The following is a 14,436-nucleotide window of genomic DNA, read 5'->3' as shown; positions in this document are numbered from 1 at the left end:
CGAGCACCGCCACCTCGTTGCGCGCGGCGGCGGCCCGCAGTGCCGGGTCGGTGACGTGGTCGGCGAGCACCGCGGCGGCTCCCAGCCGGAACAGGGCGTGCACCCGCTCGCGCGGGGTCGGCGCAGGCGGCAGCGGCCCGTCGTGCACCAGCGCCGGCCCGAGGGTGCCGGCCCACCGCCGCACCCGCACCTCCGGGTACGCCCCGGTCAGCTCGTCCAGCAATGCGACGGCCTCGACCCGGTCACCGGTCACCAGGACGGCGTGACCCGCCCGGGGCTCGCCGTCGAGGGTGAGCCGCAGCAGGGACGCGGCGTGCAGGGTCCGCACCGTCAGTCGAGGGTGATCGGCCCGAGCACCGGCCGCTTGGCGGTGACGAAGTCGCCGGAGGAGCGGCCGGTCAGCCGGCGCTTGATCCACGGGGCCAGGTGCTGGCCGGCCCAGCGCAGGTCGGCCGCCCGGGCAGCCAGCCAGGGGGTGGGGGCCGGGTGCGGCGGCACCATCAGCCACTCCTCGTCGCAGCCGACGCCGAGCGCGGTGAGCACCTGCCCGGCCACCCGCCGGTGCCCGGCCGCCGACAGGTGCAGCCGGTCGGTGCTCCAGAGCATCGGGTTGAGGTAGGCGTCGTCGGCGTACAGGTCGACCAGGATGGCGCCGTGCCGCTCGGCGACCTCGCCGACCACCCGGTTGAGCAGGCTCACCCGGGGAGCCACCAGCCGCTGCCCGGGCAGCCGGGCCATCACGTCGGCGAACCGGAACAGCACCACGTCGGCGCCGCCGGAGCGCAGCCGGCCGACCACCGCGTCGAAACGCGGCACGAAGGCGTCCGGGTCGAAGGTACGGCGCAGCACGTCGTTGCCGCCGGCCGCGAAGCTGATCAGGTCGGGCTTCATGGCCAGCGCGGCCGGCACCTGCTCGGCCACGACGTTCGGGAACAGCCGGCCCCGGATGGCCAGGTTGGCGTACCCGAAATCCGGGCCGGCCTCGGCGGCGAGCCGGGTGGCGACCAGGTCGGCCCAGCCCCGGTAGGTGCCGTCCGGATACGCGTCGTCCATCCCCTCGGTGAAGCTGTCGCCCACCGCCACGTAGTTGCGCCAGCGCACTGCGCCTCCCTCTGACTGACCCGCAGAGCTGCGTCGGCCAGTCTCGCACCGACCGGCCGCCCACCGCCCGACCCCCGCGCGGGACGTGGCGGAGGTCATCGGGGCGGCGAGCGTGAGCGGAGTCATCGGGACAAATGTCCCGCTTGATGGATCCGGGGCAGAAACCGTCCGGCGGATTATGGATGATGTTGCCCGTCATCCGGTCCAGGGGCGGGAGGCGCCCGCCGCTGCGGCTGCTCACCGACGGCGCGAACGAGGCACGCATGACCCAGGGACACCCGGCCGCCCACCCGGGCGACGGTCAGCCGCACCCGCCGGGCCAGGCGTACCCGGCCGCACCACCGGGCTTTCCCGCCGCACCCGGCTACGGGCCGCCGGCGGCGTACCCGGGCGGGCCGGCGCAGCCGGGGTTCGGGGCGTACCCGCCGGCCCCGCCACCGCGGCCGAAGTCCCGGCGCGGCCTCTGGATCGGGCTCGGCGCCGGGGTGCTGGTGCTGACCCTCTGCGCCGGCACGGCGATCGGCGTGGGTGTCGGACTGAACAACCGCGGAAAGGATGCGGCCCCCCGGGCCGCCGCCGTGGCCAACGGGGTGACCGTCACCCAGCAGGAGTTGGACGACCTGCTGGCCCGGCACAGCAAGGCCCTCGCCGACAAGGACCTGAAGGGCTACCTGGCCCCCTTCGACCCGGCCCGCAAGGACCTGGTCGCCGGGCAGACCCGGCTCTTCACCAACCTCGGCAAGCTACCACTGGCGGTCGGCCGGTACCGCACCGTCGCCCAGCAGGGCCGGACCAGCGACAGCTTCGGCCGCGGGGTCAGCTTCCAGCTCGACGTGTCCTTCGTGCACCAGTTCGAGGGATACGACCTCACGCCGGTCGCCGAGTGGTACCGCTGGACCGTCGTCCGGGAGAGCCAGGGCGCGCCGCTCAAGGTCACCGCGGTCACCGGGGCACCCGCCGCGCTGGGCAACTCGAAGACCGTCTACTACCCCGGCCCCTGGGACAAGTGGGGCGACATCCACGTCGAGCGCACCGCGCACACCCTCGTCATCACCGACGCGGCGCTGGCCCCCGAGGCGAAGCGGTACGCGCCGGTCGCCGAGGCGGCGGTGGCCGACGACTTCGCCGCCTGGCAGGCCGGCGGGGTCACCGCGAACATCCCGAAGGGCTTCGTCATCAGCCTGGTGAAGGGGAAGCCGGACCTCGGCTCGCTCTACCGGATCAACAAGGAGGAGACCACCGAGGCCGGCGTCTCGATCGGCATGGTCTCCACCGAGCGGCAGAAGGGCGTCGACATCGGTGGCAGCCGGATCGTGGTCGACGTGGCGGACCGGTCGTTCTTCGCCCCCGGCGACCAGCGGGGGCCTCGGGAGATCTTCCGGCACGAGGTGGGCCACTCGCTGGTCGCCAGCCTGGAGGACGCCGACAAGCAGGACTTCTTCGACGGCATCGAGAACTGGATCATGGAGGGCTTCGCCGAGTACCTGGCCCACCGGGGCGAGCCGCTGCGCTCCAGCGGCCGCACCGCCCAGGCCCGGTCGCTGGTCCGCTCCGGCGACTGGGACGGCACGCTGCCGAGCAACGTCGACTGGGACTCCTCGGCGCGGCGGCTCAGCTTCCACTACTGGCTCGGCCACGCGGCGATGACCCACCTGGCGGAGAAGTACGGCGAGCAGAAGCTCTTCCAGTTCGTGACCGCCCGCTACCAGGGCGCCACCGCCGACCAGGCCAGCCAGCAGGTGCTCGGCGTCCCGCTGACCCAGTTCCAGTCCGGCTGGGCGGCGTACGTGCGGGCGCAGGCGCGGTGAGCGGGAACCCGAGGAGCGAACGATGACGAACCCGCAGTCCCCCTGGCAGCCGCAGCCCGGAGCGCAGGTCCCGCCGGTGGCCCCGCCGGCGGAAGGAGCGCCACCGGGTCCGCAGCCGGGCTGGCCACAGCCGCCGCAGGCCCCGATGCAGGGTGGGCACCCGGGCTGGCCGCCGGCCCCGCAGGCTGGGCAACCGGTGTACCCGGTGGCCGGTCAGCCTGCGTACCCGCCGCAGGGTTGGCCGGGGGCGGCGCCGCAGCCGCCGGCGGCCCGCAAGCGGCGCGGGCGCCTGGCGCTGCTGATCGCCGCTGGGCTGGTGGCCGTGCTGGCCGTCGGCGCCGGCACCGCCTGGGGAGTCTCCCGGCTGGTCGGCGGCGGCACGGGCGACGACGACGAACTGAAGACCGCCTGGGTGCTGGACTTCCCCGAGCGGCAGGACACCGGCCTCACCACCTACGACCAGCAGGACATGTTCGGCGCCTGGCTGGCCGGCGACACGGTGGTCCGGGCGCAGGGGGACGGGCTGCTCGCCTACCGGCTCTCCGACGGCGGGCAGGCGTGGGGTGCCCCCGCGCCGGACGGCACCTCGCTCTGCGTCGCGGCGCAGGCGGTGACCGAGGGCCGGGGCGCGGTGGCGGCCGGCTCCGACAAGTCCTGCGACACGGTCGCCGGCTTCGATCTGGCCAGCGGCAAGCTGACCTGGCAGGCGAAGTTCCCGGCGCTGGCCCGCGAGGGCCGGGACGCGCTGGCCGCACCGGATCTCTCAGTCGCCGGCCAGCAGGTGATCGTCCGCTCCGGCGACACCATGATCGGGTTTTCCCTCGCCGACGGAAAGCAGTTGTGGCGCACCACCGCGGAGAAGCTGCTGCCCGGCCGGGACTGCGGATTCAAGGACATGCGGGCCGCCGGCGACCTGGTCGTGATCACCTACGGCTGCTCGATCGGCGGTGAGGTCGACGGCGTCGACCCGGCGACCGGCAAGGTGCGCTGGCGGCAGCGGCTACCCGAGACGAAGGTCACCGACGGTGTGCTGAGCGTGCAGCCGCTGATCAGCCTGCCCGGGCTGGGGCACGAGAGCTACACGGTGCGGGATCCGAGGACCGGCCGGCAGACCGGCTCGTTCACCGACCCGATCGACGGCACCGAACTCTGGGACGTGCCGCCGAACCGGTCCAACGCGATCGACGGCCCGGCCGTCTACCAGTTCCTCGCCGACGACGACACGCTCTACTACCCGACGTTCCCGAAGAACGTGCCGGACTCGGGCCGGTCGGCCAACCAGATCATCGCCATCGACCTGGCCACGGGGAAGCGGCGCTGGATCTCGTCCGGGCACAGCGCCAGCAAGGTCGAGCTCATCCGCCGGGACGAGCAGGGCCTGCTGGCCTGGGAGACCGGCGACCGGCGGAAGCTGCCGCCGCGGCTGGTCCGGATCGACCCCGCCACCGGCAAGGTCAGCCCGGTGGCGAAGGGGCCACTCTCGGCCGGCTTCGAGGGCGAGGAGGCCAAGGTCATGGAGCGGGACGGCGTCGTGGTGATCGTGCCCTGGAAGCACGTCGTGGCCGACCGGGCGATCACCGTTCTGCGCTGAGGGAAGGGCGGTCCAGTGGACCGCCCCTCTCCGTCGAACCTGATCACACCTGGCGCGCCTTCATCACCCACGCCAAGCGCCGCTGACAGTCTCTGGGTGCGGTTGTCGTCGTTGGGGCAGCAACAGACGCACCCACAGCGGCCACGGCGCGACCGGTGCGGTTCAGAGGTACAGGCAGAACGGGTGGCCGGCCGGGTCGAGGTGGACGCGCACGTCGTCCTGGGGCTGGAAGTCCGCCACCGTGGCCCCCACGGACACCGCGTACGCCGAGGCCGCGTCGAGGTCGTCGACCTGGATGTCGAGGTGCGCCATCATCCGCGGCTCGCCCGGGCCGGCGGGCCAGGCCGGCCGCACGTACGCCGGCTCGGTCTGGAACGACAGCCCGGCACCGCCGTCGGGCGCGACCAGGGTGACCCAGTCCGGCTCGTCCTCCCGGCGCGACCACCCCAGCAGCCGTTCGTAGAACCCGGCGAGTTCCCGCGCGTCGGGCGCGTCCAGCACGGTCGCCGTCATCCTGAACCGCGGTCCCTCAGCCATGTCCTTCTCCTACCCCCACACGGCGGCGTCCTCCACCCCGGACAGTGGCGAATCGGATCGCCCGCCGGCCCGGTCCGCCGTACGCTGCGGCAATGCTGCTGCGCATGTCGACCCTGCTGCTCCGGACCCTGCGCGAGGACCCGGCCGACGCCGAGGTGCCGAGCCACCGGCTCCTGCTCCGCGCCGGCTACGTACGCCGCGCCGCCCCGGGCGGCTACACCTGGCTGCCGCTCGGCAAGTTGGTGCTGGACCGGGTCACCGAGATCGTCCGCGCCGAGATGGCGGCGATCGGTGACCAGGAGGTGCACTTCCCGGCGCTGCTGCCGGCCGAGCCGTACCGGGCCAGCGGGCGGTGGACGGAGTACGGCGACGACATCTTCACCCTCGCGGACCGGAAGGGCGCCGAGCACCTGCTCGCCCCGACCCACGAGGAGATGGCCGCGCTGCTGGTGAAGGATCTGTTCAGCTCGTACCGGGACTTCCCGGTGACGCTCTTCCAGATCCAGACGAAGTTCCGGGACGAGGCCCGGCCCCGGGCCGGGCTGCTGCGCGGGCGCGAGTTCCTCATGAAGGACGCCTACTCGTTCGACCTGGACGAGGCGGGGCTCCAGGCCGCCTACGACCGGCACCGCGACGCCTACCAGAGGATCTTCACGCGGCTCGGGCTGGACTTCACCGTGGTGCACGCGATGTCCGGGGCGATGGGCGGCTCGGCGTCCGAGGAGTTCCTGGCCGCCACGCCGGTCGGCGAGGACACCTACGTCGGCTGCACCACCTGCGACTACGCCGCCAACACCGAAGCCGTGGTGACCCGTGCGCCGGCGGCCGGCGACCCGGACGCGCACCCGGCGACAGAGGTGCACGACACCCCGGAGACGCCGACCATCGCTTCCCTGGTCGACCTGGCCAACGCCCGCGCGCTCGCCGGCCGGACCGGCTGGACCGCCGCCGACACCCTGAAGAACGTCGCGCTGGCCGTGCGCCGGCCCGGCGCCGAGCAGGCGGAGCTGCTGGTGATCGGCCTGCCGGGGGACCGCGAGGTGGACCTGAAGCGGGTCGAGGCGGCGCTGCACCCGGCCACCGTGGCGGTCTTCGAGGACTGGGCGGCGCATCCGGAGCTGGTCCGCGGCTACCTCGGGCCGCAGATCCTGGCCAAGCACGAGGTCCGCTACCTGGTCGACCCCCGGGTGGTCACCGGCACCACCTGGTTGACTGGGGCGAACGAGCCGGGCCGGCACGCCACCGACGTGGTGTGCGGGCGGGACTTCGTGCCGGACGGCACCATCGAGGCGGCCGAGGTGCGCCCGGGCGACCCCTGCCCGGCCTGCGGGGACGGCGAGCTGACCATGCGGCGGGGCATCGAGGTGGGGCACCTCTTCCAGCTCGGCCGCCGGTTCACCGACGCCTTCGCGGTCGACGTGCTCGGTCCGGAGGGCAAGCCGGTCCGGCCCACCATGGGCTGCTACGGCATCGGCGTCTCACGGGCCGTCGCGTCGGTGGCCGAGCAGCACCACGACGACCGGGGGCTGGTGTGGCCGGCCGAGGTCGCGCCGTGCGACGTACACCTGGTGGCGGCCGGAAAGGGTCCGCAGCTCGACGCGGCGCTGGAACTCGGCGGGCGCCTCTCCGCGGCCGGCCTGCGGGTGCTGGTCGACGACCGCACCCACGTCTCGGCCGGGGTGAAGTTCACCGACGCCGAGCTGATCGGCATCCCGCGCGCCGTCGTGGTCGGCCGCCGGCTGGCCGAGGGGTACGTCGAGCTGCGCGACCGGGCCTCCGGCGAGCGGATCGAGCTGCCGGTGAACGGCCTGGTCGAGCGCCTGCTCGACGAGGCGCGCGGGGCGCGCCGCGACGGGGTGTAGCGGACGCGGCACGGGGTACCGCAGACGGATCGACCGAGGTGTTTCGGAGGCTCTCATGTACCGGGTCAGTGACGTGATGACCAAGCAGGTGGTCTACCTGCCCGCGGAGACTCCCCTGGACGAGGCGGCCAGGGTGATGAAGGAGTCCGACATCGGCGATGTGGTGGTCACCGACGGGGCCACCCTCGCCGGCATGCTGACCGACCGCGACATCGTGGTCCGGGCGGTGGCCGAGCGGGCCGACCCGGCGAGCACCACGATCGGTTCGATCATCACCCGCGAGGTGGTGATGATCGAGCAGCACTGCACCGCGGGCGAGGCGGCCGCGCTGATGCGCGAGCGCAACATCCGGCGGGTGCTGGTCTGCGACAACGAGCGCAAGCTGGTGGGCATCGTCTCCCTCGGCGACCTGGCCATGCAGCTCGACCCGAACTCCGCGCTGAGCGACATCAGCGAGGCCGCCCCGAACCTGTGATCCGCCCGACCCGGTGCTCTCCCGGCCGACGCCGGAGGGCGTCGGGTCACCCGGCGGTAGCCTGGCGGTCATGTCCGAGATGCCGAGCAAACTGGCCGAGATCGTCGACGAGTTCGCCGCCGCCCCACGCGACGTGGTGCTGGAGATGCTGCTGGAGTTCTCCGACGTGATCCCGCCGCTGCCCGAGGGGGTGGACCGGGAGGACCTGGAGCAGGTCCCGGAGTGCCAGACCGCGTTCTTCCTGCGCGCCGAGGTCAACCCGGACAAGACGGTGAGCACCATCTTCGACTGCCCGCCGGAGGCGCCGACCACCCGGGCGTTCGCCGGCATCCTCGCCGAAGGGCTGGCGGGGGCCAGCGCCGAGGAGGTGCTGGCCGTGCCGGACGACCTCTACCAGCGGATGGGCCTGGCCCAGGCGATCAGCCCGCTGCGGGTACGCGGCGGCACGGCCATCCTGGCCCGACTGAAGCGCCAGGTCCGGGAACAGATCTCCTGATCGACGGGTTGTCGCTGGTCATGGAGATCGAGATCTACGCTGACGTGGTCTGCCCCTGGTGCTGGATCGGCAAGCGCCGCCTGGAGCAGGCCCTGGCGAGCTACGACGGCGAGGTGACCGTGCGGTTCCGGCCGTTCCAGCTCGACCCGACGCCGGTGACCGAGCCCAAGCCGCTCATCGAGGCGCTGGGCGCGAAGTTCGGCGGTCGCGACAAGGCCGAGGGCATGGCCGCCCACGTCACCCAGGTCGCCAAGGGGGCGGGGATCGACATGCACTTCGACCGGGCGGTGGCCGCGAACACCTTCGAGGCGCACCGGCTGGTCCGGTTCGCGACCGAGCGGGGCCGGGCCGCCGAACTGGTCGAGCGGCTCTACCGGGCGCACTTCCAGGACGGGATCGACATCGGGTCGACCGACGCGCTGGTCGAGCTCGCCGCCGAGGTCGGCCTGGACGAGAACGAGGCCCGGGAGTACCTGCGGTCGAACCTCGGCCGCCGGGAGGTGGCCGCGGACCTGAGCGCCGCGCACCAGCTCGGCGTCTCCAGCGTGCCGACCTTCGTGCTGGCCGGGAAGTACGCCGTGACCGGCGCCCAGGAGCCGGAGGCCCTGCTCGCCGCCCTGCACGAGGTGGCGCAGCGCGAGGCTGCCGCGTGATGTTTCACGTGGAACAAGATCGATGCGAGTGATGGCCTAGGCGGGTCGGGCCAGGTCCTCCACCACCGTTGCCCCGGGCAGGGCGCCCAGCGCCGGCCCGGGCAACGCGATCTTGCTGTGCCGCACGCCGGATCCGATGATCACGTGCGGCATGGCGATCACCCGCGAGTCGACCAGGATCGGCCAGTCCTCGGGGAGCCCGATCGGGGTGATCCCGCCGTACTCCATCCCGGTCAGCTCCACCGCGTCGGCCATCGGCGCGAAGCTCGCCTTGCGCACGTCGAGCAGCCGGCGAACCACGCCGTTCACGTCGGCCCGGGTGGTGGCGAGCACCATGCAGGCCGCGTACCGGGTCTCGCCGCCCCGCTTGCCGGCGACCACCACGCAGTTGGCCGACTCCTCCAGCCCCACCTCGTACGCCGCGCAGAACGCCGCCGTGTCGGCCAGCTCGGCGTCGATCGGAGCGACCAGCACGTCGTCCACGTCCACCGGAGCCTCGTCCGGCCACCGCTCGATCGCCGCGGCGACCGGCGCCGCCAGCAGATCCAGGCGGGTCCGGGCGGGCTCGGTCTTCAGCGTCCCCATCACGGGTGCGATCCTCGCACCCCCCGGGCGGCACCGCTCGCCGACGTCCCGACCGGCCCGTATGCCGGACGTCAGCTGCCGGTGAGGAAGGCGTTCTCGCGGGCGAACGTGCGGTCCTGGTGGGCCGCCAACTCCTCGGCCCGCAGCTGCTGCGCGCGATGGGTTTCCACATCCTCGATGCCGTGCCGGACCCCGAGCCGGATCACGCCGTAGAGGAAGACGAAGCCGAAGACGTACAGGATCACGGTGGTGACGAAGACCAACATGCGGCCACGGTAGGGCGGCCCGGAACCGCAGAAGGTTTCATCTCCGGCCGGTTCCCCCGTACGTGTCGGCCAGGTGGTCGGCCCAGGTGCGGGTACCGGCCGGGTGGCGGTGGTGGTGAGCCCGATCCTGCGTCCCGGGCCGGGGTGGCGCGGGCGGATCCGGTGGTCAGGCGGTCGCGGCGGGCCGGCGCACCACACGCCCGGCGAGCAGCACGCCGAGCAGCCCGCAGCCGGCCGCCACGGCCAGGGTGGTCGCGTAGCTCGCCCGGCCGGGCGCCGACCCGGCGGCCAGCACCGCCCCGGTCAGCGCCAGCACGGTGGCGGCGGAGAGCGAGTCGCCCAGTTGCAGCGCCGAGCTGTTCCGGCCCTGCTCGGCGGGGGCGGACAGGTCCAGGGTGAGCACCGACAGGGACGGGTAGAGCAGCCCCATGCCGAGTCCGGCGACCGCCCAGGCCAGCACCGCGAGCCCCACCGGCAGGGCCGGCAGGAGGGCCAGCGCGACGCCGGCCGTGCCGACGGCGATGCAGGTCAGCCCGGCCCGGGGCAGGGTGGCGGCGGACCGCGGCGTGGCGATCCGGCCCTGGATCCAGGAGCCCACCGACCAGGAAAGCGCGCCGACCGTCAGCACCAGCCCGGCCGCCGTCGGCGAGAAGCCCCGCTCCCGGGACAGCATCAGCGGGATCACCACCTCGGCCCCGGCGAACGCCGCCGAGGCCAGGCCACGCAGCCCGATCACGGTCGGCAGGCCGCGCGCGGCCCGCAGGAACCCGGCGGGCAGCAGCCGCGGCACGCAGGCCAGCAGCCCGACCAGCGCGGCGCCGATCAGCCCGGCGGCGAGCGCGCCGCGCTGCTGCCCCCCGTAGTGCAGCAGTGCGGCGCTCGCCCCCGCCCCGCAGGCCCAGCCGATCCGGGCCAGCGCGCCGGCCGGCGGCCGGGTCGGGGCGGTCGCCCCCAACGCCCGCAGCCCCGGCTGGATCAGCAGCACCGCCGGCACCGCGACGGCCGGCACCGCGAGGAACACCCAGCGCCAGCCCAGGTGCTCGACGATCAGCCCGGCCACGGCCGGACCGACCAGCGACGGGACCACCCAGGCGGCGGCGAACGCGGCGAACACCCGCCGCCGCAGCTCCTCCGGGTACGCCTGCGCGACGATCACGTAGAGCGCCACGGAGAGCAGGCCCGAGCCGAAGCCCTGCACGACCCGCCCGACGACCAGTACCTCCATGGTGGGCGCGGCGCCGGCCACCACCAGGCCCGCCACGAACCAGGCCACGCCGTGCCACATGGCGGGGCGTGGGCCCCGCGCGTCGCACCAGATGCCGGAGGCGACCATGGCCACCACCCCGGAGGCGAACGGGCCGCCGAAGGCGAGTGCGTAGAGGCCGAGCCCGTCCAGAATGCGGGCGACCGTGGGCATCGCGGTGCCCACCGCGAGGGCCTCGAAGGCGAGCAGCGACACCAGGGCGACGCTGCCCACGGTCATCGCCCGCAGCCGCGGCGACCAGAGGTGTGCGGGCGGGGCCGGCGGTACGGCGGTGGCGGTCGACATGAGGTCAAGCCTCGGCCCTCAACCGGGATTGAGGTCAACGGTGAGCCCCGTCTCGTCAGGCCGATTCCAGCGCCTCGCCCACGCCCTTCACCAGCCTTGAGTAGTGCTGGTCGGCCAGCAGGTGCCCGGCGGTGACGACCAGGGCCAGCGGCCACTCGATGACCTGGAGCGCGGCCAGCACGCCCAGCCCCGCGTAGTAGGCCAGCTTGTCCGGCGGGGGCACCGCCACCTCGCCCAGCACCGGGATCTCCACCCGCCGGCAGTACGTCTTCATCATCTCCCGCGACCCGCTGAGGTTTCGTGTCAGCGTGCTCATTGGCGCCTCCCGGTTCCGACGACGACATCGCTGTTCGAGCGGCATTCCACCGGCCTGCCCGTCCATGCCCCGGGCAGTGCGGAAACTTCCCCCGCCCGAGGGGCATAACGGACGCCGCGCCGGGAAGTCGGGCCGCCGGGACGAGGCCGCGGGAGGCGAGATGGCGTACGGCTACGACGACTTCAGCTCGGCACGTGTTACGCGCCCCGACCTGAAGCCGTCGCGGGACGGCGGGAGTACCGGGGAGCGGGGCCGGCAGCCCGGCCGTACGCCTCGATGACCTCGCTGGGCCGCGTCGCCGGCCTCCTCCTGTCGCCGGTCGCCGTGCCGGACGCCGTGGCCCGGGTCGCGCGCAGCGTCGCCACCGCCGTGCCGGACACCGCCCGTACCGTCGGATCCGCCCTGCCCGGCACGGCCCGGAACGCCGTGCCCGGCAGCGTCGCCGAGGCGGCGGGAAGCGTGGGCGCGGCCGCGACCCGGCTGGCCCGGCTCGCCGGGCTGACCCGGCGCCGGGTCTGGTCCCGTGACGGCCGGCACCACATCGAGGTGCACGGCGTCTGCCAGGACGGCGGGGACCGGCTGGCCCGGCAGGTGGAGGCGGCGCTGGAGGCCCTGCCCGGGGTGGCCTGGGCCCGGGTCAACGCGCCGTCGGGCCGGGTGGTCGTGGCGGTCGAGGAGCCGAAGCCGAAGCTGCGCGACCTGATCGCCACCGTGGCGCGGACCGAGCGGGTGTGCCCGCACGAGCCGGACCCGGAGATCCCGCCGCCGCATCCGCCCGAGGAGGGCCCGCGCACCCCCCGCACCCTGGGCGCGCTGGTCTCGGACGCGCTGGGCCTGACCATCTCGGCGGCCACCCGGATCCTGCCGTTCACCCCGGTCCCCGGCGAGGTGGCCGGCTTCCTCGCCGCGGTCGACCTGCACCCGAAGCTGCACGCACTCGCCGACCGGGGGCTGCGCGCCGACCCCCGCGCCGACGTGCTCTTCCCGCTCGCCGAGGCGGTCGCCCAGGGGCTCAGCGGCGGCTGGACCGGCATCGTGCTCGACGGCGCGCAGCGGGTGGTGCAGTGGGGTGAGGCGCGGGCCCAGCTCACCGCCTGGGCGAAGGCCGAGCCGAGGCTGACCGGCGACCCGGACCGGGCGGTCGCCCGGGTACCGGACGGCGAGCGGCCCTGCCCGGTTCCGGACGGCGCGGCCGAGCGCTACGTGAGCCGTATGCTGGCCGCGGGTGCGGCGGCCGGGGCCGCCGCGGTGCCGGTGGCCGGGGGGAAGCGGGCCGCCGCGCTGGCCCTGTCGTCGCTGCCCAAGGCCCCGGGCAGTGGCCGCGAGGGGTACGCCGCGCAGCTCGGCCGGATGCTCGCCCGGCGGGGCGTGATCGTCATGGACCGCAGCGTGCTGCGCGAGCTGGACCGGATCGACACGGTGCTGCTGGACGCCGCGGTGCTCGGCTCCGACCGGGGCGTGCTGGCCGACCTGGCACCGCTGGCCGGTACGGACACCGGCCAGGTGGCCGCCCGGTCGTTCGCCCTGTTCGACCCGGCCGCCCCGGACGCCGTCCGGAACTCCGACGGCTGGCGGCTCGGCCCGCTGGACCGGATGGACGTGACGGACCCGGGGGACACCCCGGACAGCGCGCGGCTGCGCGCGGACGGCGGCCGGCTGCTCGGGCTGGCCGAGGGCGGCCGGCTCGCCGCCGTGCTGCGGGTCGAACCGGAGCCCGTCCCGGGGGTGGACGCCCTGGCGACCGCCGCGCGCCAGGCCGGCCTGCGGCTCGTGGTCGCCGGGGACGACGACGGCCGGTACGACTTCGCCGACGCCCTCGTGCCCGGCGGTCCCCGGCTCGCCGACTCGGTCCGTGACCTGCAACGCGAGGGCGCGGTGGTGACGGTGGTCTCCGGTGACCGGGCCGCGCTCGGGGCCGCCGACTGCGGGTTGGGGGTGTCCGCCCCGGAGGACCTGCCGCCCTGGGGCGCGCACCTGCTGGTCGGCGACGACCTGCGGATTCCCGCCCTGCTCATCGACGCGACCGGGGTGGCCCGGCGGATGACCGGGCAGAACATCCGGATCTCGATGGCCGGCACCGGGCTGGGAGCGCTCGGTGCGTTCACCGCCGACCGGGAGCGGCTGCCCGGCCGGGCCCTCGCGGCGGTGAACGGGGCCGCCGCCCTCGCCTTCGCGCACGGCGTCTGGCGGGCCCGGCGGCTGCCCGACCGGACCCGTACGCCGGCGCCCGCGCTCACCGCCTGGCACCTGATGCCGGTGGAGATCGTCCTCGACCAGCTCGGTACGCACCCCGATGGGTTGACCGGCGAGGAGGCGGCCCGCCGCCGGCGTGCCGTGACCGGGGACGGGCACGGCCCACCCGGGCTGCTCCGCGCGTTCGTGGACGAGCTGTCGAACCCGCTCACCCCGGTGCTCGCCGCCGGGGCGGTGCTCTCCGCCACGTTCGGCTCGCTGGTCGACGCCGCGCTGGTCGGCGGGGTGGTGGGCGGCTCGGCGCTGATCGGCGCGGTGCACCAGCACAACACCGAGCGTTCGCTGGCCGAGCTGCTGTCCCGCTCGGCGGTGACCGCCCGGGTGCTGCGCGACGGCGCGGAGCAGGTGGTGGCCGCGGAGGAACTGGTGGCCGGCGACGTGGTCGCGGTGGGGCCGGGCGACGCCATCCCGGCCGACTGCCGGGTGCTGACCAGCGACGGGCTGGAGGCCGACGAGTCGTCGCTGACCGGCGAGTCGCTGCCGGTGGGCAAGACCGCCGAGCCGGTGGTGGCCGCGGCGGTCGCCGACCGGCACTCGATGCTCTACGAGGGCACCACGGTCGCCGCCGGCCACGGCACCGCCGTGGTGGTGGCCACCGGCCAGGAGACCGAGGCGGGGCGGAGCCTCGCCCTGGCCCGGGAGGCGCCCCCGGCCAGCGGGGTGGAGAGCCGGCTCGGGAAGCTGACCAGCGCCGCCGTGCCGCTCGCCGCGGGCTCGGCGATCGCGGTGGCCGGGGCGGGGCTGCTCCGGGGCGTACCCCTGGCGGAGACGGCGGCGACCGCCGCGAACCTGGCCGTGGCCTCGGTGCCGGAGGGGCTGCCGTTCCTGGTCAGCGCCGCGCAGCTGGCGGCGGCGCGGCGGCTGGCCGAGCACGGCGCGCTGGTCCGCAACCCGCGGACCATCGAGGCGCTGGGCCGGGTCGACGTACTCTGCTTCGACAAGAC

14 protein-coding genes are annotated in these 14,436 nt (G+C 74.8%); 7 read left to right on the top strand and 7 right to left on the bottom strand.

Features of this window, described 5'->3' with window-relative positions; all coding sequences use genetic code 11:
* Both B0E53_RS22985 and B0E53_RS22980 read right to left on the bottom strand, forming a co-directional pair.
* A partial coding sequence (locus B0E53_RS22985; RefSeq protein ID WP_107077957.1) for a hypothetical protein occupies nt 1-328 on the bottom strand: 328 nt, incomplete at its 3' end.
* A gap of 2 nt (nt 329-330) precedes the next feature.
* Nucleotides 331-1,101, bottom strand: a complete 771-nt coding sequence (locus tag B0E53_RS22980) for an SGNH/GDSL hydrolase family protein (protein ID WP_107077956.1) — start codon at nt 1,099-1,101, stop codon at nt 331-333.
* Between the two features lie 263 nt (nt 1,102-1,364).
* On the opposite strand from B0E53_RS22980, the gene B0E53_RS22975 reads away from it, so the two are divergent.
* Nucleotides 1,365-2,909 (top strand): hypothetical protein, encoded by a 1,545-nt coding sequence (locus B0E53_RS22975; protein WP_107077960.1) that lies wholly within the window; start codon nt 1,365-1,367, stop codon nt 2,907-2,909.
* Nucleotides 2,910-3,114: 205 nt separating this feature from the next.
* The gene (locus B0E53_RS22970; protein ID WP_281492894.1) at nt 3,115-4,500 is read left to right on the top strand and encodes a PQQ-binding-like beta-propeller repeat protein; all 1,386 of its coding nucleotides are present in this window, start codon (nt 3,115-3,117) and stop codon (nt 4,498-4,500) included.
* A gap of 162 nt (nt 4,501-4,662) precedes the next feature.
* Here the strand turns inward: B0E53_RS22970 and B0E53_RS22965 are convergent, their stop codons facing one another.
* The gene (locus B0E53_RS22965; protein ID WP_107077955.1) at nt 4,663-5,037 is read right to left on the bottom strand and encodes a VOC family protein; all 375 of its coding nucleotides are present in this window, start codon (nt 5,035-5,037) and stop codon (nt 4,663-4,665) included.
* Nucleotides 5,038-5,129: 92 nt separating this feature from the next.
* Here B0E53_RS22965 and B0E53_RS22960 point away from each other — a divergent pair, with 92 nt between their 5' ends.
* The 4 genes from B0E53_RS22960 (at nt 5,130) to B0E53_RS22945 (ending at nt 8,523) form a co-directional block, all read left to right on the top strand.
* A complete protein-coding gene (locus B0E53_RS22960; RefSeq protein ID WP_107077954.1) occupies nt 5,130-6,899 on the top strand; it encodes a proline--tRNA ligase in 1,770 nt (589 codons plus the stop codon).
* A 55-nt stretch (nt 6,900-6,954) separates the two neighbouring features.
* Nucleotides 6,955-7,374, top strand: a complete 420-nt coding sequence (locus tag B0E53_RS22955) for a CBS domain-containing protein (protein ID WP_107077953.1) — start codon at nt 6,955-6,957, stop codon at nt 7,372-7,374.
* Between the two features lie 70 nt (nt 7,375-7,444).
* Nucleotides 7,445-7,870 carry a SufE family protein gene (locus B0E53_RS22950; RefSeq protein ID WP_107077952.1) on the top strand — a complete coding sequence of 142 codons (426 nt, stop codon included), beginning with the start codon at nt 7,445-7,447 and terminating at the stop codon, nt 7,868-7,870.
* A 20-nt stretch (nt 7,871-7,890) separates the two neighbouring features.
* Entirely contained in the window at nt 7,891-8,523 is a 633-nt protein-coding gene (locus B0E53_RS22945; RefSeq protein ID WP_107077958.1) for a DsbA family oxidoreductase, read from the top strand.
* Nucleotides 8,524-8,559: 36 nt separating this feature from the next.
* On the opposite strand, the gene B0E53_RS22940 is transcribed toward B0E53_RS22945, so the two are convergent.
* The 4 genes from B0E53_RS22940 to B0E53_RS22925 all read right to left on the bottom strand — a co-directional run bounded on the left by B0E53_RS22940 (nt 8,560) and on the right by B0E53_RS22925 (nt 11,239).
* Nucleotides 8,560-9,108 carry a YbaK/EbsC family protein gene (locus B0E53_RS22940; protein WP_107077951.1) on the bottom strand — a complete coding sequence of 183 codons (549 nt, stop codon included), beginning with the start codon at nt 9,106-9,108 and terminating at the stop codon, nt 8,560-8,562.
* A 71-nt stretch (nt 9,109-9,179) separates the two neighbouring features.
* Nucleotides 9,180-9,374, bottom strand: coding sequence for a hypothetical protein (locus B0E53_RS22935; RefSeq protein ID WP_107077950.1), 195 nt, complete (start codon nt 9,372-9,374; stop codon nt 9,180-9,182).
* A 166-nt stretch (nt 9,375-9,540) separates the two neighbouring features.
* Nucleotides 9,541-10,923, bottom strand: a complete 1,383-nt coding sequence (locus tag B0E53_RS22930) for an MFS transporter (protein ID WP_107077949.1) — start codon at nt 10,921-10,923, stop codon at nt 9,541-9,543.
* Between the two features lie 55 nt (nt 10,924-10,978).
* Nucleotides 10,979-11,239: a hypothetical protein gene (locus B0E53_RS22925; RefSeq protein WP_210406181.1), complete on the bottom strand. Its 261-nt coding sequence runs from the start codon at nt 11,237-11,239 to the stop codon at nt 10,979-10,981.
* A 276-nt stretch (nt 11,240-11,515) separates the two neighbouring features.
* On the opposite strand from B0E53_RS22925, the gene B0E53_RS22920 reads away from it, so the two are divergent.
* On the top strand, nt 11,516-14,436 hold a 2,921-nt coding region (locus B0E53_RS22920), incomplete at its 3' end, for an HAD-IC family P-type ATPase (RefSeq protein WP_146167735.1).

Source organism: Micromonospora sp. MH33, from assembly GCF_003013775.1.
Taxonomy (GTDB): Bacteria; Actinomycetota; Actinomycetes; order Mycobacteriales; family Micromonosporaceae; genus Micromonospora; species Micromonospora fulviviridis.
Note: the sequence above shows the minus strand (reverse complement) of the source record. Positions and strands in the feature narration are given on the sequence as shown.

Bases quoted from the DNA above. Each gene is read 5' to 3' on its own strand.
- B0E53_RS22935 (WP_107077950.1), bottom strand. From the start codon at position 9,374: ATGTTGGTCTTCGTCACCACCGTGATCCTGTACGTCTTCGGCTTCGTC.
- B0E53_RS22940 (WP_107077951.1), bottom strand. From the start codon at position 9,108: ATGGGGACGCTGAAGACCGAGCCCGCCCGGACCCGCCTGGATCTGCTG.
- B0E53_RS22965 (WP_107077955.1), bottom strand. From the start codon at position 5,037: ATGGCTGAGGGACCGCGGTTCAGGATGACGGCGACCGTGCTGGACGCG.
- B0E53_RS22960 (WP_107077954.1), top strand. From the start codon at position 5,130: ATGCTGCTGCGCATGTCGACCCTGCTGCTCCGGACCCTGCGCGAGGAC.
- B0E53_RS22930 (WP_107077949.1), bottom strand. From the start codon at position 10,923: ATGTCGACCGCCACCGCCGTACCGCCGGCCCCGCCCGCACACCTCTGG.
- B0E53_RS22945 (WP_107077958.1), top strand. From the start codon at position 7,891: ATGGAGATCGAGATCTACGCTGACGTGGTCTGCCCCTGGTGCTGGATC.
- B0E53_RS22975 (WP_107077960.1), top strand. From the start codon at position 1,365: ATGACCCAGGGACACCCGGCCGCCCACCCGGGCGACGGTCAGCCGCAC.
- B0E53_RS22950 (WP_107077952.1), top strand. From the start codon at position 7,445: ATGTCCGAGATGCCGAGCAAACTGGCCGAGATCGTCGACGAGTTCGCC.
- B0E53_RS22955 (WP_107077953.1), top strand. From the start codon at position 6,955: ATGTACCGGGTCAGTGACGTGATGACCAAGCAGGTGGTCTACCTGCCC.
- B0E53_RS22925 (WP_210406181.1), bottom strand. From the start codon at position 11,239: ATGAGCACGCTGACACGAAACCTCAGCGGGTCGCGGGAGATGATGAAG.